Origin of the sequence: Vibrio sp. AH4, from assembly GCF_030710545.1 — a bacterium.
Lineage (GTDB): Bacteria > Pseudomonadota > Gammaproteobacteria > Enterobacterales > Vibrionaceae > Vibrio > Vibrio metoecus.
The window spans coordinates 41,573-60,092 of record NZ_JALAIV010000003.1 but is presented as its reverse complement, the minus strand read 5'-3'; the positions used below and the strand labels follow the sequence as shown (position 1 = coordinate 60,092).

The window sequence follows — 18,520 nt, the reverse complement described above, 5'->3', positions numbered from 1 at the left end:
GGACTATTCCCTCAGCGCATTATTTTGCGCACTCAAAATCGGTTTGAGCAGATAATCAAGAACCGTTCTTTTACCCGTAATAATATCCACCGAGGCCGTCATCCCAGGGATGATCGGTAAGTTTTTATCATGGCCAATGGTGGTTTCTTTGGTGCGAACTCGAACAAGGTAAAAGCTATTGCCTTCTTCATCTTGAGTGGTATCGGCGCTGATGTGTTCAAGAGTACCTTCAAGGCCACCATATCGGGTGAAATCGTAAGCGGTGAATTTCACAATAGCCGGTAACTCAGGGCGTAAGAACGCGATGTCTTGTGGCGCTATCTGTGCCTCGACTAACAAGGTATCTTCAGTGGGAACGATCTCGACGATGTTCATGCCGGGTTGAATAACGCCGCCCACCGTATTCACATAGAGCGTTTTTACTGTACCAGTAACCGGTGACACCACCACGGTGCGATTTACTTTGTCTTCCAAGCCGACAGCCGATTCGGTTAGCGCGGAGAGTTTGTCTTGCGCTTGGTTTAGCTTGTCTTGCTGTTCGGTACGAAACTTTTGTGCAGCGTTAATGCGGCTCAACATGGCTTCTCGTACCGCGGCGTTGAGCACCGGAATCTTTAATTCGGTAGAAGTGAGTTCACGACGAGTATCGTTGACTTGGCGCTGCAGTTTGAGAAGTTCAATCTTTGGTACCACACCTTCATTAGCGAGTGGTTCAGTGATTTCCAACTCTTTTTTTGCAAAGTCATAACCTTGACGAAGGCTTACCACCCGTGATTCTGCTTCAACCAAATCTTGTTGTTTTTGCTTAATTTGCTGAGAGAGTACTGACAGTTGGTTACGCAGGTTATCCAAATCTTGTCGGTATTGATTACGTTGACGTTCCACCAACTCTGGTTGTGAATCACTTAAAACGGGCGGAAAAGCAAGTTTGCTGTAATCAAGTCGGACACTGTTTGACCAGTTTTTCTCTTCGAAGCTTTCATCAATAATCACGCTAGAAATCGAAGCAGACAGTTGTAATACACTGGCGGTTAAGTTGGCCACTTGCTGTTCGCGCTCGCGAAAGTCGGAGCGAAACCGAGTATCGTCAATCAGAATTAACTGTTGACCCTTCTGCACTTGTTCCCCTTCTCGCACCAGAATTTGTTTTACCAATCCCCCTTCCAAGTTTTGAATAACCTGAACTTGAGAAGAGGGAACCACTTTGCCTTGGCCAACGGTGACTTTATCGATTTCTGCCCAGGAAGCCCAAGTGACAGCAAGAATGAAAAAAGCCACCATAACCCAGAGAATTATTCGCGCGCTGTGCGGGGTATTGAGTAGCAAAGCGGCGGTTTTATCATCCACGTAATCCAATTCTTCGGCAGTGAGCTTGTTATAACTGCGGTTGCTCATGAGTAATTCCTGTTTCACACCATCCCAGAGCTTTAGAGATTACCGCCGTGTTCACGGTAACACTAAGTCGTATAGGAATATTTAGTCGGTTGATTTTATTATGTGTGCCAATAATTGTTAAGGATATGCTATCTGCGGCGAAAGGCCTATTCAGCATTTTAATAAATTACTCAATTTTTAAAATTTGTGATCTTATTTTGCCGTGCTTGCTTGTGGGTTGCTCGCTTGAGTTATCAGCGGGATAGGCGCACAATCGGGCAAAAATAAGTGAGGAGCAGAAATGGATCTTTCAGATATTCGCCGCGAATACATTCATGGTGGGCTAAGAAGAAAAGATTTACAGGCCAACCCTATCGAGCAATTTAACCTGTGGTTACAACAAGCGATTGATGCCAACTTATCCGACCCTACCGCGATGACGGTTGCCACGGTCGATGAACATGGGCAGCCTTTTCAACGTATTGTGTTACTGAAGAATGTCGATAATGCGGGCTTTGTGTTTTACACCAACTTGGGCAGCCGTAAAGCGCAGCATATTGAGCATAACAATAAAATCAGCCTTCACTTCCCATGGCATCCGTTGGAGCGCCAAGTGCATATCACAGGCGTTGCGGAGAAGTTGAGTGCGATGGAAAACATGAAATATTTCCTTTCGCGTCCGAAAGAGAGCCAAATCGCGGCGATTGCCAGCCATCAAAGTAGCCGAATTTCGGCTCGTGGTGTATTGGAAGGTAAATATCTTGAGCTAAAACAGAAGTTTGCGAACGGTGAAATTCCAGTGCCAAGTTTCTGGGGTGGCTACCGTATTAAACCGGAAAGCATTGAATTTTGGCAAGGTGGAGAACACCGATTGCACGACCGTTTTCTCTACTCGCGTGAGGGAGAAACATGGTCGGTGGATCGACTCGCACCATAAGATTGTCAGCCAGTGACGATGTGATTGAAGTGACCTCTGTGACGAGGTTACTTCAATACTTCCTGTTTTCGGCTTCGTTAACCCACATGATCACTGAGTACCACCGAAAGCTGTTTTTTGAGCAATGTTTTGGGGATCACCGAACCAAAACCCCGATCGAGTGCCAAATCAATCAACTGGTCTTTGCTCAACGCTCCAAATTTGTTGCGCAGTTTTGCTTCATACCCTTCTACTGTTTTTATCGAAATTCCCATGACACGCGCGATATGCTGCGGTTTTTTGCCATATAGAAGTAAAAACAATACTTCAGATTCACGAGCGGTAAGTTTCAATGCTGCACGGTCAGCCATTGATTTAAATGTGCTGGAAGTAGAAAGCCCTGTGGCGCGGCATACCCAATGTCCGACTTCGAGGATCGCGGTGTCCGTTAAATCCTGACCGAAGAAAATGGTACCTTGGATGTTGCCATGCTGATCGCGCCAAGGGGTTTTGGTAAAAATGTGCGCATGCCAGTGACCGTCGGGATAGGGGTGGATATCGAGCACCTTCACCGAATGGCCCGTTTCAATCACATAGCGATCTTGTTGCTGAAATTCAGCGGCACAGGCGGTGGTTGGACTTGGCATTTCAAAATCGGTGCGTCCAATACACTCCTCAGCGGTGTTTACTCCAATAAGCTGACCATAAGCTTGATTGGCATAGACGAACACGGAGTTGAGATCTTTGCATCCCCAATATCCTGGCAGTTGTTTAAATAAAGAAATCTGCTCTGATGTCAGATGGTTAGGCACACCATATCCTCCGCTAGAAAAGCGGCGATATGATACCAAGAGCATGCTGGCTTGTAAGCTAATCTTGCTTGATTTACGACTGTTTGGACGAAAAAAAGCCAGCCTGAAGACGGGCTGGCATAAATACAAGAAACATATCTTGTCGACGTGTAGAAGAGGTTCCATGAATTCAGCGAGGGTCTGCCGAAAACACAGAGGTATCGTATTGATACCAGACATCAGTCATGCAACTCATGTCTTAAAACCTACTTTACCGAACAGGATACAAATGAAAAAGGGGGGAAATCCCCCCTTTGTTCATGATTTTATTCAATATCATTTCAGCTCACGTAGCAGGCGGAAGCCGACATAATTTGCCGCAGTGGTTGGACCCACAAACAGTTCACTGTGCGCTTTGGCCATTTCAGGCGAGAAACTCCATGCACCACCTTTCGCTAAGCCACGGGAGTCGCCTGTCCATTCCCATACGTTACCAACCATGTCATAGAAGCCTAGCGAGTTAGGTGCAAATGCTTTCACCGGCGATGTGCTTTTGTTTGACCAAGACGTTCCACCCCAGCCAGTGTTAGCTTTGCCAGCCCCAAATTTATTACCCCACCAATAATCGGTTTTGCTGCCTGCACGCGCGGCAATTTCCCACTCATCTTCCGTGGGTAATCGGTAAGTAAAGCCAGTCTGCTTAGAGAGCCAGCGGGCATAGGCTTTTGCATCGTTTTGGCTGACACAAACAACAGGAGAATCTTTACTCTGTTTAAAGCCAGGGTTACGCCAGTAGCTATCCGATACTGGAGCGACTTCTGATTCATTGACCGTAATGCAGAGCTTTTTCAGCTCAGCATCCGTTTGATAATTGGTATGATTGACGAAGTTTTCAAATTGACTCACGGTCACAGGAGTGGCACTGAGAGCGAAAGCATGATCAAGGTTGTATTGTTTTGATGCGTGTTCGCCTAACAGGTATTGCCCTGGAAGAAGAGTGATGACTTCTGGTGCATTCACTTTGCCTTTCACTGAGTCGGCAAACTTTTGCCCTGCACGTAGAGGATTCGTCTTTTCATGTAAATTGACGCGCAAAGTTTGATCTGAGGTGATATTCACTTCTTGTTCGAAGCTGCGAAAACCCTCTTTTTCAATCTTAATCAGATGCTTACCTACAGGTAGCATTACCTCCACCGGGGTGCTGCCATAGTTTACGCTGTCAACCGTAACATGATCACCATGTTGGTTAGAACGTAATGATAAGTTAATCCATGCCACTTCTTGTTGCTGTTGATCTATTTGGCCTTCACCGGGGGCGAAACAGTATTGAGAGTCAATGTTCAGTAATTTACAAGGTGCATTTTCTGCTGGGCGAGCTTCCAGCTGAGCATTCACAATGCTGCGAAAACGCATGCCGTCATAGAAGCCTGAATCCGCCACTGCGTGCTTGAGTACATGGATGTTCAGCGACACATTGTTCAGTTGAGGCTTGATGGTTTTTGACTCGCTGCTTTCATCGATAAGCCAAAGTTGGAACTGACTGACGGCTTTTTGCAATGCAAGATCGGTGGTTTGTTTGCTGCATTGTGCAAAAGTCATATCTGTATTACACACATTGGTAAAGCTGACTTGCTGTTCTCCAGAGCGTTGCAACTCTTCACGCAGTCTGTCCACCCGTGCGCGCATTTTATCTTGTTGCAGTAAGGCAATGCTCTGTTCAATCGTCTGTTGCTGAACTTGGTATTGTGCCAATACCGTCTGCATTTCTTGCAATTTCTGCTCAGCATCCAAACGCACAACTTGGTTCTGTTTCACTTCGGCCCAAGCGGCTTGATAGGCGTTTTGTGATGGCTGGATATCTAAATCCGGCTCATCAATCATTTTCTGATAGTCGCGCTCAAGGTTGGTTTTGGCGGTTTTGAGGGCGGCATCCAACGCTTTGGCTTGCTGAGTCAAACGATTCAGCTCGGACTGCTGATTATCGACAGCCGCTTTCTGAAGCTTGGTGGCATCCGTGGCATTTTGCAGCTCGGTATGTTTGCCAAACAGCGCATCATCAATGGCAAGAACAGAAGAAGCTACTTCTTCTGCTAGCACTGGTGCTGCCATTAAGCAAGGTGAAAGTGCTAATAATAGAGCGGGAATCCCTTGTCGCATGGTGGTCTACTTCAAGTTAGGAAATTAAGTCTAAGTTATGAGCATTCTAAACGAAAACGCCATTTTGTCAGAAGTCATCTTTCAATAACTTAGTGACAAAATGGCGTTTTATCGACAGGTTTGTGAATTCCGACAAAAAATCGTTGGATTTTTGTGCCGTTAACTGTCCTTATTTGCTCGCAGTTTTACCCATACCGTGTCGTTACCATTCACAGTAATCACACGATTATAGGTTTCATAGCCTTCTTTAGAGACGGTGACTTGATGGCGTCCTGCGGGTAATACTAATTCAACCGGTGTACTACCATAGTTGATACCATTGATGGTCACTGAGTCATTGTATTGATCAGAACGCACTGTCACGTTAGCCCATTGCTTGTCCTGTTTTTTGGGTACAGCTTGTTCTGATTCACCTTTTAAACAGTAGCGGGTTTCTACGTTCAGCAGTTTACACGCTGCGACGGCTTCAGGTTTCGCTTGCAGTTGTGCTTGCATCTGCGTGAAGTATTCATTGTTACCTTCGAAACCAGAACGGATCATCTGACTTTCTTGAACGTGAATGTTAAGTTCAACCCCTTTTAGGTTTTGCTTAGCAATAACCGATTCGGTTAAGTCGTTGATCAACTTCTCACGAAACGTTTTAACGGCTTTTTGTTTAGTGAGATATTGCCCTTGATTGGCACATTCACCTAACGTCATTGTCGTTGAACAGGTCGTTTTGAAGCTGGTTTCCATCACATCACTTTCACGTAGCTCTGCGGCCAAACGTTTCACCCGAGCTTCAATTTTGGCTTCTTCCAAATTGGTCAGCTCAGTGTTTAAGCGGGCTTGTTTCTGTTTGAACTGCGACAAGCGCATTTCAATTTCAGTCACTGCTTGCTCATTTTCAAGCTTTTGTGATTGGTTACCTTTCAGCGCATTCCACGCCTCTTGGTAGCGTTTTTGGAAAGTGACTAGGTCAGTGTCAGGATCTTCAAGAAGACGGGTATACTGTTTGTCCAACTCTGACTTAGCTCGATTACGTTTGGCATCTAACTCATCGCCTTCACGTATTAATCGGCTCTGCTCATTTTTCAGTTGTTGCAGTTTACCGCTCTCCACCTCGTAGTCGGTGAGAATCGCGTTGATTTCGTTCTGTTTGTTACTCAGTTTCTCATCGATAGTCACGACGGGGTCAACTTGAGTGACCTCCTCTGCGAATACCGATGCAGATACCCATAAAGGGGATAGCGCAAGCAATAGCGCTGGGATGCGACGTTTAATCATAGGTCCCTGCAAACATTTTCGTTTAGCCACAAAAAGTGGGAAAGACAAACTTTTGACAGCTTTGTAGATAGCTGAATTATTAATGCAAATTTTATTCCGCTTAGCCAGAAATCATCACAAATCTGTGCACTAGGTGACTGATTTTTTGAACTTTAGATCTAAGCATTTTCATTTTGAGCAGATTCGAGAAATATGCAAGCTGAGTTTTCCGATCTACTTTAACGTTTTTTAAATTGAGTACACATTGACCGTAATTTATGTGCACTTGATCATTGTTCCGAGATGAGAATTTACCCCAATTGCAGCCTTGCTATGTGTGTAATTGGTTATGCTGAGTGGCTAAATGGGAGTGATTTCGTTTTGGACCAATTTGGTATACCATGGCGGCGCAAACACCACCTTGTGAGGTTGAAATGGCTCAGATGCACGTTCCTAATGTAGCCAATCATTCCCAAATAGCCAAAGTTTTGTCGCCTAAGCCGGCAGAGTTGATCACGTTGCCTTCGCACATGGCTTGCCATGATCATAGTTACACGCAAATTGTGATTGGTTTAAGAGGTCAAGCGGAATTTGAAGTGCGTGGCATTGGTAATATCGTTGGCCCGGGGCAGGGGTGTGTAGTGACATCGGGCTCTGATCATGCGTTTGGTGGTGTCGTAGGGCAGTCGGATATTCTGGTGCTCAATATGCCGATTCCGAGTGATGATGATCCGTTATTGCTGCGTAAACTGAATGAACTTGCGGTGGGCGATGTCTATTTTCAACTGGATGGTCAGATCCAACGTTTAATTCAAATGCTGGTGCAGGAGATGCAAGCCAGTCCTGACGACCTTCTGCTTGGTCGAGCTTGTAACGATACGGTCGTTGCGCTTTTGCAGCGCCACATCAGCGCGCTGGCCAGTGTCCATAAAGAGTCTCGCTTTGATATGGAAGTGGTGGATCGCTATATCGAGCAGCACTTAGCGCACCGAATTTCCGTTGCACAGTTAGCAGGAAGTGTGTTCTTAAGTGAAAGCCAATTTCATGTCTTGTTCAAAGAGCAAATGGGGTTGACCCCACATCAATATGTGTTGAACAAACGCGTCGATATGGCGAAGAAGTTGATTGAGCAAGGTCGACTTAATTTGGGTCAGATTGCGGAGCTGACGGGTTTTTCCAATCAAAGTACGTTCACGCATACTTTTTCTCGGTTACATGGTATTTCACCTTCGCAATATAAGCGGCGCTTTTCTTCTTCGATATAATGTTGAGTGATCCTTGAATTCCTCGTTTATTGAGCTCGCGAAGACTCAATCCTCAAGCCTTTTATCTCTTGATGACAAAACCCTAGTGACTACGCATCTGCCTGCTTATTGATGTAGAGTTGCTCACTTTTTGTCGTTGTTGAGTTGCAACAATTGCAAAATAATTGGCGATGAAACTTGCTTGAATTGGTGTGATCTTGTTTTTGTTTTGTTAAAACTCAGAGTTATTGACAAAATACTAGGACTTTTTGACAAGTTTTCTTCTCACGCTCAAAATACACTGCCAGCCATTGCAGGAAACCTGACTCAATCTGTCAGGTATGAGATGAAGGAAACCACATGTTTACAGCAACCGATGTGTTGAACGCAGCGTTTATCGAGCAGCCGCTAGATAAACTATGGTCGCTGATCTCGCCACTGTATATGGTGGACGAATCCCAATGGCTGACCCAATTATTGCCTCTCGCAACGCCAAGCTATGCTGAAAAAGCAGCAATGGCGGAGAAAACCACGCGCTTAATTGAAGCGATCCGCAGCGATAAAAAAGCGGTGCAGATGATTGATGCACTGCTTTTGGAATACAGCTTGGATACCCAAGAAGGTATTTTGCTGATGTGTTTGGCGGAAGCGTTAATGCGTATTCCTGATGCAGAAACGGCTGACGCGTTTATTAAAGACCGCTTGGGTGTTGCGGATTGGCAATCCCACCTGAAAAATTCAGATTCGGTGTTCGTGAATGCTTCAACTTGGGGCTTGATGCTGACAGGTAAAGTGATTGGCCTGGCTGATGGTGATACCGCAAGCCCAGTGCAAGCGGTGAATCGCTTAGTGAATAAGCTGACTGAACCTGTGATCCGCAAAGCCATGCATCAAGCCATGAAGATCATGGGTCATCAATTTGTGCTTGGTCGCACCATTGAAGAAGCGCAGAAAAATGGTCGCCCAATGCGCGACAAAGGTTATACCTATTCGTTTGATATGTTGGGTGAAGCGGCGCTGACTTCTGCCGATGCGCACAAGTATTTCAAAGATTACTTGATGGCGATTGAAGCGGTAGGCCGCGATAAATATGGTCTGGAGACCAGCCCTGCGCCGTCGGTCTCGATCAAACTTTCGGCTTTGCATCCTCGCTACCAAGTGGCGAATGCCGATCGCGTGATGACCGAGCTGTACAGCACACTTATTCAACTGCTTGAGCGTGCGAAAGAGCTGGATGTCGCCATCACGATTGATGCCGAAGAAGCGGATCGTTTAGAGCTGTCACTGCATCTGTTTGAAAAGCTCTATCGCAGCGACACGCTGCGTGGTTGGGGCAAGTTTGGTTTGGTGGTTCAAGCCTACTCGAAACGTGCGTTGCCAGTACTGGTTTGGCTCACGGCACTCGCAAAAGAGCAGGGCGATCTCATTCCTGTGCGTTTAGTCAAAGGTGCGTATTGGGACAGCGAAATCAAGATGTCGCAGCAACGCGGTTTTACTGGCTATCCGGTTTATACGCGCAAAGAAGCGACCGATGTTTCTTATCTGGCATGTGCACGCTTCCTACTGAGTGAATCGGTACGCGGCAATCTGTTCCCGCAATTTGCTAGCCATAACGCGCAAACCGTTACCGCGATTGCGGTGATGGCACAACACAAAGATTTTGAATTCCAGCGCCTGCATGGCATGGGGGATGCGCTTTATCACCATGCTAAAGCCGCTTATCAGCAGTCGGTACGAATTTATGCCCCCGTGGGCAGCCATAAAGATCTGCTGCCCTATCTGGTGCGTCGATTACTAGAGAATGGTGCTAACAGCTCATTTGTCCATCGCTTGGTGGACTCGCGCTGTCCTGTGGGTGCGTTGACTCAGCATCCAGTCGATATGCTGCTTGCGTTTGAAACCTTAAATAACCGTAAGATCCCACTGCCAACGGAGATTTTTGCCGAGCGCAAAAACTCATTGGGGATCAACATTGATATTGAGAGTGAAGCGAAGCCGTTTGAAGCTAAGATCCACGCTTGGTTAGATAAGACGTGGCAAGCGGCACCGATCATTGGCGGGCACTCTTATTACCAAAACATGATCAAGGCGGGTCACAGTGCAGAGCCCGTCACTGCGCCTTACGATCGCCGTATTCAAGTCGGTCAGGTGTTTCACGCTAACCTTGATCATGTTTCCGCTGCGATCGACTCTGCTCAACACGCCTTCCCAACGTGGAATGCGCTCGATGCCAAAGAGCGTGCGAGTAAATTGGATGCGCTGGCGGATCTGCTTGAACTGCATATGCCTGAGTTGGTGGCCTTGTGTCACCAAGAAGCGGGCAAAACCATTCATGACAGCATTGATGAAGTACGTGAAGCGGTCGATTTTTGCCGTTACTACGCCAAACAAGTCGATGTGCTAGGCGAGTTCAGTATCGAAAGCTTTGATGGATCAACACGTCGTGTCAGCCGTCAAGGTCGTGGTGTATTTGTGTGTATTAGCCCGTGGAACTTCCCGCTGGCGATTTTCCTTGGTCAAATCAGTGCTGCCTTAGTGGCCGGAAATACCGTGATTGCCAAACCTGCCGAGCAAACCAGTTTGATCGCGTATCGCGCGGTTGAACTGATGCAAGAAGCGGGTTTCCCTGCTGGAACCATTCAACTTTTGCCGGGACGCGGTGCCGATATCGGCAGCGCACTCACTTCTCATCCGGCCATCGCGGGTGTGGCGTTTACTGGCTCGACCACCACGGCGCAGCGCATTAACCAAATGTTAGCGCAACGTGAAGCCGCTCCGGTACCATTTATTGCAGAAACTGGCGGTCAAAACGCCATGATTGTCGACAGTACCGCGCTGCCAGAGCAAGTGGTGCGTGATGTGCTGCGTTCCGCTTTTGCCTCTGCTGGCCAACGCTGTTCGGCACTGCGTGTGCTGTTTGTACAGCAGGATATTGCCGATCGCGTGATCACTTTGATTCAGGGCGCGATGCAAGAGCTGAAAGTCGGTGTGCCACATCTGCATCAAACCGATGTCGGGCCAGTGATTGATGAGAAAGCCAAACAGAAACTGTTGGCGCACATTGAACACATGAGCCAAACCCAGAAGAAAATCGCTCAGCTTACTTTGAGTGAAGCTTGCCAGCATGGCGACTTTGTTGCGCCAACCGCCTTTGAAATTGATGACATTGCTGCGCTGAGTGAAGAGCAGTTTGGCCCGATCTTGCACATTGTTCGGTTTAAAGCGCGCGAATTGGCGCAGATCGTCGACAAAATCAACCAAACTGGTTTTGGTTTAACCATGGGCATTCATAGCCGTAACGAAACCACGTATCGCTGGATTGAAAAACATGCTCGAGTGGGCAACTGCTACATCAACCGCGATCAAGTCGGGGCTGTGGTGGGGGTACAACCGTTTGGCGGACAAGGCTTGTCTGGTACTGGTCCGAAAGCGGGCGGGCCTCACTATCTTTACCGCTTTACTCAAGTGCAATACCAATAACCCACAGCAAGGAGACGTATCATGGTGCATCAAGTAACCCGTTTTTCAGACGCCTTTTCTGCTTGGGAAAATTGGAATCTGACCGACTTTGACTCGAAATGTGAGTGTTTACTCGCGTTGAAATCTTTATTGGAAAACAGCATGCCCGGTGTGGCAAAAGTGATTTCCTACCACCTTCAACAGGCATCGACTTTGTTGGCGCATACGCACCAACTGATTGGGCCTACCGGAGAAACCAATGAGCTTTATACCGCAGGGCGTGGTGTTGCCCTGATCATCCAAGAGGATAACGGTATTCAAGCCAAACAAGCCGTAGTGGCTCAACTGACTGCTGCACTCGTAGCGGGGAACAGTGTCGTTTTTTGTAGTGACGATAAAGAGTTGAGTTCTGCGTTAGTGGCTGCTTACCAGCAGTCATCCCTTCCGGCAAATTTGTTGCAGTTTGCTTCTTTCGATGCGTATCACCAACTGATCGAATCAGATGTGAGATGCATTGGATATGTCGGAACCCCGTCGGTTGAGGCCACGATCAACCGTCAGCTCGCGAAACGTACAGGCGCGATTGTCAGTCTCGTTTCAGAAACGGATCTGCTTACCTTGCCGGTGGCACATGATCCACATTTATCACTGCGCTTTATTACCGAGCGCACACGCACAATAAATATAACAGCAGTGGGTGGAAACGCGACGCTCTTGGAGCTCGGTGTGGATACTCATTAGTCCTTTCTGCGTTTGCCCCCTTTGGATAAGAGGGGGTATGAAAGGCGATCTTGAAAAAGAGGACAAAACACAATGGAAAATAGCTTCGCTATTACAACCACCTTTATCGTCTACCTCATTTTGATGTTGGCGATTGGGGTTTACGCTTATCAGCGAACGAAAAACTCAGCCGACTACTTTCTGGGTGGCCGTTCATTAGGGCCATGGCCTGCGGCACTTTCCGCTGGCGCATCAGATATGAGTGGCTGGTTGCTACTGGGTCTACCGGGTTATGCGTATGCGGCCGGTATTGAGTCATTCTGGTTGGCTGGCGGCTTGCTCGTTGGTACTTGGGCTAACTGGTTAGTGAACGCTAAGCGTCTGCGTACCTACAGTATCACCACGGATTCTCTGACTTTACCTGAGTTTTTGTCACGCCGTTTTAACGACAACTCAAAACTGATCCAAACCATTTCTGCGTTTTTCATTCTGCTGTTCTTCCTTTTCTATACCAGTTCAGGTTTGGTTGCCGGCGGCAAACTGTTTGAAACTGTATTCGGCTTGGATTACTCCACTGCGGTGATTGTGGGTACGGTTTGTGTGGTGTCGTACACCTTGTTTGGTGGCTTCTTAGCGGTATCTTGGACTGACTTGGTGCAAGGCTTGCTGATGGCAGCGGCGCTGATGATTGTGCCGATTGCTGCGATGGAAGGGGGCTTTACTCAGCTTGATCACGATTTGGCGGCGATTAACCCAGAGTTACTGACTTTGTGGAATGACGCAAAAGGTGAACCTCTGTCCGCGATTGCGATTATCTCGCTAGTGGCTTGGGGTTTGGGCTATTTTGGTCAGCCGCACATTCTGGCGCGTTTCAAAGCCTCACGTTCCAATAAAGATCTGACCACGGCGCGCCGTATTGCCGTGATATGGACTGGCATTTCAATGGCGGGTGCGATTCTGGTGGGGTTAACCGGCCTGATTTTTGTCACGCAATCGGGCACGATTGGTCTGGATGATGGCGAAAAAATCTTCATGCTATTAGTGAACTCGCTGTTCCACCCAGTCATCGCTGGTATTTTGCTGGCCGCAATTTTGGCAGCAATTATGAGTACGGCCGATTCACAGCTGCTGGTGTCTTCATCGGCGCTCGCGGAAGACTTCTACAAGCAAGTGTTCAAAACCGATGCCAGCTCAGAAGAGATTGTGCGCGTTGGCCGTGCCGCAGTTGTGATCATCTCGCTGATTGCACTGTTTTTAGCGATGACCCCAGATAGCTCAGTGCTGGGTTTGGTGTCCTACGCTTGGGCGGGCTTTGGTGCGGCATTTGGTCCTGCGCTGGTATTGAGCCTCTACTGGTCACGCATGAACCGTAACGGTGCCTTAGCGGGTATTATTGTCGGTGGTGTGACCATCGTGGTGTGGAAGCAGCTTTCGGGTGGTTGGTTTGATGTGTATGAAATCGTACCAGGAATTATTCTTTCAACCGTATCGATTGTTGTGATCAGCCTGCTCACTGGTGAGCCAGATGAAAAAGTGAAAGCACAGCATGTTACGTTCAAAAAGCATCTGATCGAGCTTGAATAGCGCGCTCTATAATGGACGAAGCCTCGCATTGCGAGGCTTTCTTTTGGCTTAACGTCTTCCCTATTGAGTAATTCTTTAATACTGGTCACGAAATTTGCACAAGAAATTATGTTTCTAACGTTTATCGCTGCAGAATGCGTCAATTCTCAATAGTGATAAATCGACAGGAGTGCTCCGTGATGCCAAAGGCTTATTGTCGTGGTTGTGGTAAACAAACCGCACACAAAGTAGTGATGAAACGTGTGCAGACACAACCCGAAGGCTGGCAAGGTTTCCAACAATTTCTCACTAGGTTGATGCAAGGACAGCATTATTATCAGATGGAGCAGCACTACTTCTGCCGAGTCTGCAACCAGCAGAATGAGCGTGTAAAACAGCACGATATCTTAGTTGGGGTCAGAGCTTCTTAAGCTCGCAAGAATACCGCCCTGATTAAACTCCACTCTGCACGCTTATTGTGTGTAGTGAGCTGTGCGTTTTCGAACGCTTTTCTGGCTGACTACGATTACTTCACTTCCTTCCATCTTCGGTTGCACCATTTTGGACAGCATCTCACATTTTAATGATCCCTTATCAGTAGACTTGCGATTGTGCGAGCTTTAGCAAGGTAATTACCTGAAATTTCGATACTTTGCTCACATATTAATGCAATTTAATATGTGTGGAGTATTGTTGATGCGATTAAGTCTAAAGAGAAAGATGGTTTTCTCTGTGGTGGTGGCGATTGCGGTAACCGCGGCGGCTTTGGTTATTGCGGGTTATCAGACGTTTAAAAAAGACAGTTGGCGAGCGATTGAAAGTGAAAGTCGCAATACTTTGCAAGCCCATGCAAAAGGGATTGGCGACTGGTTTTCGGGTAAACAATTGGCGCTTAAAGGGTTACGTGAAGAAATTGAACGTAACCCGCAATTAGAATTAGTGCCACATTTAAGACAAACCCTAGAATCAGGCTCATTTGGATTGAGTTACTACGGTAATGAGCAGGGCGAAATGTTCCGTCAAGATCCGTCACTCAATACCGCAGATTATGATCCACGTGTCCGAGGTTGGTACAAAGAAGCAAAAGCGGCGGGTAAACCGATCACGACCGAACCTTACGTGAGTGTCACCATGCAAACTTTAGTGGTGACGTTGGCAGAACCGGTACGTTATCAAGGTCAATTAATGGGTGTCGCTGCGTCTAATCTGGCTTTAGATAAGCTCATCAAAGACGTATTGGCCATTGCGGTACCGGGAGAAGGGTACGCCATATTGGTTAACCAAAAAGGCAAAATTGTTGCTCATCCAACTCAAGATTTGATCCTAAAACCGACGGAAGAGATGTCGGCTCAACTGACTATTTCTAAGCTCAATATCGCGGCTAAAGACCATTCGCTCTTCCAATTGAGCATGGACGGGCGAGATAAGGTCTTGATGGCTGAGGAAGTGGCGAATACCGATTGGTTGCTGGTCATGGTGATGGATAAAGGGGTTCTGGAGCAGCCACTGAATGACATGTTGATGGTGCAGATCGGGATTGGACTGGGTATCTTGCTTGTGATGGCACTGCTTACGTCTTGGTTTGTGGCTCGTCAGCTTAATGAGCTCGGTAATATCGCTAATGCTCTGGCAGATATCGCCGAAGGGGATGGCGATTTGACTCGTCGTTTGGATGTTCGCAGCCAAGATGAAGTGGGTTTGCTGGCCGATAAATTCAATAAATTTGTCGATCGTTTACATCAGATGGTGAAAAACGTACGTGAAGTTTCCGTAGCGCTGACTCAAGGGGCTGACCACGCTGCTGCTTCAGCAACTCAAGCCAGCAAACGGATTCGCACTCAACAAGATGAGATCACCATGGTCGCGACGGCGGTAACCGAAATGGCATCGGCAACGGCAGAAATTGCCGGCAATGCCGAAAATACCGCGAAGAACGCCACTCAATCGGTGCAATTGGGCGAAGATGGCTTTGCGCAAATGCAACAAAGTAAACAGTCGATTGACCAGCTTGCCCAAGAGTTAACTGGTGCGGTGAGTATCATCAGTGAGCTGGAAGTGCATGCCAACGAAATCTCAACGATTTTGTCGACCATCCGTGGCATTGCCGAACAGACCAACTTGCTTGCACTGAATGCGGCGATTGAAGCGGCGCGTGCCGGTGAACAAGGGCGTGGTTTTGCGGTGGTTGCAGATGAAGTTCGTGTGCTGTCGCAGCGCACCCACGCTTCGACGGAGGAGATCCAGACTAAGATTGCTGGCTTGCAGAAAGTCACTAGCACCGCGGTATCGGTAATGACCGAAAGCCATAAGTTGGTGGAAACCAGTGTGGCTGATGTTAACCAAACCGGCGAAAGTTTACAGGCGATCAGTGAAGCGATTCAGCAGATCAGCGATATGGCAACGCAAATTGCTTCGGCGGCGGAAGAACAGTCATTAGTGACAGCCGATATCAATATGAATACTGAATCGGTGCGTGAAGTGAGCGATCAATTAGCGCAAGAAGCTCAGGATTCAGTGCAACAGGCCAAATCACTGCATACGATGGCGCAGGAGCTGAATAAAGAGATTTCACGCTTCAAGCTCTAGCTTTATTTCTTGTTGAGTTTGGTGATCACTCGTGGTTTCTAAAGGGCATCGTAAGATGCCCTTTTTACGTGAGTTAGGTCACGGCTTACGGAATGCCATTTCGGCAGTTTTGTAGTTACCAGTATTGTATTTCAGTCTAAACAGTCAAAGGATATTGCTGTATGAGTCTGGACCGCGTTGACCGCGATATATTGCGGATCTTGCACACCAAAGGACGTTTACCGGTTGTTGAGCTCGCCAAATTGGTGAATCTCACCACATCGCCCTGCTCTGAAAGGGTTAAGCGGTTAGAGAAAGAGGGTTATATTCGTGGTTATCACGCCGATCTCGATCCAGGAAAGTTAGGCTTGGATGTGCAGGTCTTTATCCATATTCGGCTCGATCAAAGCAGCTTCTCGATTTTTGAACGTTTTGCACATGCGGTGGCGGATATCCCAGAAATTGAAGCGTGTTATTCGCTCTCTGGCGATTTCGACACCATGATTAAAGTCCGAGTTAGAGATATGAAAGCGTATCAGGCTTTTATGTCGGGTAAGTTAGGCTCGTTGCCGGGAGTGATCCAAACTCGCAGTGAGTTTGTGATTGAAGAGCACAAAACCAGTTTTGGTATCAACCCTGAGCTGATTTATACCCTCCCTACATGATGTGGTGTGAGCAAAACGCTCCATCACGAGTTTAGTTGCATGGAGTTTTTATGGTTCAACTCTCTGTCGTTTCTCGTGCTGAGTCACTTGACACTTCTCCTGAAATCCAGACTTTGCAGACGCAGTTTGCACGGCTGAAAACCCAGTACGCGAATGCTTCATATCCCAGTTTGACGCATCGTTTGCAGCGATTGACTCAACTCAAACAGGCTTTACTGCATGAAAATGAAGCCCTGATTGCCGCAGTCAATCAAGATTATGGTTTCCGTAGTCGGTTCGATAGCGCCTTATGCGATTTACTGCCAACGCTGAATCATCTCAACTACACGACTAAGCAACTGAAAAAATGGATGAAACCGCAGCGGCGGCATGCAGGATTGATGCTGTGGCCTTCGCGTGTTGAAGTGCAATTTCAGCCCTTGGGTGTTGTGGGGATAATGGTGCCTTGGAATTTTCCTATTTTGCTTAGCCTTGCACCACTGATCACCGCGGTTGCTGCGGGGAATCAGGTGATGGTGAAATTGAGTGAATACACACCTGCCACCAATCAGGTGTTAGCGCGTGTGATTGCCGCGTTGGGCGATATCGCGGTTTGCGTGCAAGGTGACGCGAAGGTTGCCGCGGCTTTTAGTGCCTTGCGATTTGATCATCTGCTGTTTACGGGGTCAACCGCCGTAGGCAAGCTAGTGGCGCAAGCGGCCGCGAAAAATTTAACACCTGTGACGTTAGAGTTGGGGGGCAAATCTCCAGTGATCATCGCTGACGATGCGGATCTCGCGCGCAGCGTGGATAGTATTATGCTTGGCAAAACCACCAATGCCGGGCAGATCTGTGTTGCACCGGATTACGTCATGCTGCCGCAAGCGAAAGTCGCGACCTTCGTTGAGCTTTATTTGCAGCGTTTTGCGCGCCGTTTTATCCGTTATGGTCGTATGGATGTGACACAAATCATTAACCAAGCGCAGTTTGACCGATTACAACACTGTTTGGATGATGCACAGCAAAAAGGCGCCAAACTCAATACTGTGGTGGGCAAAACAGTAGAACTCGAAGCAAGGCAGATGCTGCCGCATCTGTTAACCGAAGTCAGCGATGACATGCTGGTGATGCAACAAGAGATCTTTGGTCCCATTCTGCCGGTGATCGGTTATCGCAATATTGAAGAAGCGATTGAACGAGTCAATCAAGGCCCACGGCCATTGGCGCTGTACGTGATGACCAAAGAGAGCCATCTGGCCAATCATATTTTGCAGCGTACCCACAGTGGTGGTGCGTGTGTGAATGATACCTTGATGCATGTTGCAGCGGATGATGCGCCATTTGGCGGCATTGGTGAATCAGGGCAGGGGCATTACCACGGAATCGAAGGGTTTAAGACCTTCTCGCACAGCAAAACGGTGCTTCATTCAGCCGCTTGGTTGCCACGTAATGGCTGGCTGCTGACTTATCGTCAATCGATGTTACGCGTCCTTACTCGTTTTTTGGGGCGCTAATCTTTCTACTATCGATCACTATATCAAGCCAGACAGCATCTGGCTTGATGCTATCCCATTCCTACTTGAAGCAGCAGCGGTGTTGGTTACGCTCATGGATCCCAATCATAAGTCTGTGTATGTGCATGGGGATGAACTCACTTGCCGCTTACCTGCAACTCCAAGTCGTTTGGGTATAGCAGGATGTCACGTCAAATTGAAAAATAGCAGTGTTATTGAATGTAATTAAATATGTGGCGTTTGTTGCTAAGGTTGCATTTTATCTTGTTGGATTAATCTTGTTTAATAGTGCGTTGTTCTGTTTATTTAATTATTCACTGTATTATTT

General features: G+C 47.4%; 13 protein-coding genes. 9 read left to right on the top strand and 4 right to left on the bottom strand.

The genetic code is table 11. The features are described 5' to 3' along the window. Nucleotides 1-3 precede the first annotated feature (3 nt). On the bottom strand, nt 4-1,395 hold the full coding sequence (locus tag MKA69_RS13480; RefSeq protein ID WP_000071272.1) for an HlyD family type I secretion periplasmic adaptor subunit: 1,392 nt from the start codon (nt 1,393-1,395) through the stop codon (nt 4-6). 280 nt (nt 1,396-1,675) lie between these two features. Here MKA69_RS13480 and pdxH point away from each other — a divergent pair, with 280 nt between their 5' ends. Then, nucleotides 1,676-2,311, top strand: a complete 636-nt coding sequence (gene pdxH / locus MKA69_RS13475) for a pyridoxamine 5'-phosphate oxidase (RefSeq protein ID WP_055030094.1) — start codon at nt 1,676-1,678, stop codon at nt 2,309-2,311. A gap of 77 nt (nt 2,312-2,388) precedes the next feature. Here the strand turns inward: pdxH and MKA69_RS13470 are convergent, their stop codons facing one another. The 3 genes from MKA69_RS13470 to MKA69_RS13460 form a co-directional block, all read right to left on the bottom strand. After that, entirely contained in the window at nt 2,389-3,102 is a 714-nt protein-coding gene (locus tag MKA69_RS13470) for a PAS domain-containing protein (protein WP_001132607.1), read from the bottom strand. Nucleotides 3,103-3,417: 315 nt separating this feature from the next. Continuing rightward, nucleotides 3,418-5,238, bottom strand: coding sequence for an SUMF1/EgtB/PvdO family nonheme iron enzyme (locus MKA69_RS13465; RefSeq protein ID WP_305848276.1), 1,821 nt, complete (start codon nt 5,236-5,238; stop codon nt 3,418-3,420). A 159-nt stretch (nt 5,239-5,397) separates the two neighbouring features. After that, on the bottom strand, nt 5,398-6,504 hold the full coding sequence (locus MKA69_RS13460; protein ID WP_000596054.1) for a PEGA domain-containing protein: 1,107 nt from the start codon (nt 6,502-6,504) through the stop codon (nt 5,398-5,400). Nucleotides 6,505-6,884: 380 nt separating this feature from the next. On the opposite strand from MKA69_RS13460, the gene MKA69_RS13455 reads away from it, so the two are divergent. The 8 genes from MKA69_RS13455 to MKA69_RS13420 all read left to right on the top strand — a co-directional run bounded on the left by MKA69_RS13455 (nt 6,885) and on the right by MKA69_RS13420 (nt 18,192). Beyond that, nucleotides 6,885-7,748: an AraC family transcriptional regulator gene (locus MKA69_RS13455; RefSeq protein WP_305848275.1), complete on the top strand. Its 864-nt coding sequence runs from the start codon at nt 6,885-6,887 to the stop codon at nt 7,746-7,748. A gap of 339 nt (nt 7,749-8,087) precedes the next feature. After that, nucleotides 8,088-11,207 carry a bifunctional proline dehydrogenase/L-glutamate gamma-semialdehyde dehydrogenase PutA gene (putA, locus tag MKA69_RS13450; protein WP_305848274.1) on the top strand — a complete coding sequence of 1,040 codons (3,120 nt, stop codon included), beginning with the start codon at nt 8,088-8,090 and terminating at the stop codon, nt 11,205-11,207. A 21-nt stretch (nt 11,208-11,228) separates the two neighbouring features. After that, nucleotides 11,229-11,927 (top strand): 1-pyrroline-5-carboxylate dehydrogenase, encoded by a 699-nt coding sequence (locus MKA69_RS13445; protein WP_305848273.1) that lies wholly within the window; start codon nt 11,229-11,231, stop codon nt 11,925-11,927. 72 nt (nt 11,928-11,999) lie between these two features. Next, complete coding sequence (gene putP / locus MKA69_RS13440; RefSeq protein ID WP_055034773.1) at nt 12,000-13,490, top strand: sodium/proline symporter PutP; 1,491 nt, start codon at nt 12,000-12,002, stop codon at nt 13,488-13,490. A 179-nt stretch (nt 13,491-13,669) separates the two neighbouring features. After that, the gene (locus MKA69_RS13435; protein ID WP_305848272.1) at nt 13,670-13,900 is read left to right on the top strand and encodes a hypothetical protein; all 231 of its coding nucleotides are present in this window, start codon (nt 13,670-13,672) and stop codon (nt 13,898-13,900) included. A 265-nt stretch (nt 13,901-14,165) separates the two neighbouring features. Beyond that, nucleotides 14,166-16,055 carry a methyl-accepting chemotaxis protein gene (locus MKA69_RS13430; RefSeq protein ID WP_305848271.1) on the top strand — a complete coding sequence of 630 codons (1,890 nt, stop codon included), beginning with the start codon at nt 14,166-14,168 and terminating at the stop codon, nt 16,053-16,055. Between the two features lie 161 nt (nt 16,056-16,216). Further along, a complete protein-coding gene (locus MKA69_RS13425) occupies nt 16,217-16,699 on the top strand; it encodes an Lrp/AsnC family transcriptional regulator (protein ID WP_055034771.1) in 483 nt (160 codons plus the stop codon). A 50-nt stretch (nt 16,700-16,749) separates the two neighbouring features. Next, complete coding sequence (locus tag MKA69_RS13420; RefSeq protein ID WP_305848270.1) at nt 16,750-18,192, top strand: coniferyl aldehyde dehydrogenase; 1,443 nt, start codon at nt 16,750-16,752, stop codon at nt 18,190-18,192. Nucleotides 18,193-18,520: the final 328 nt, after the last annotated feature.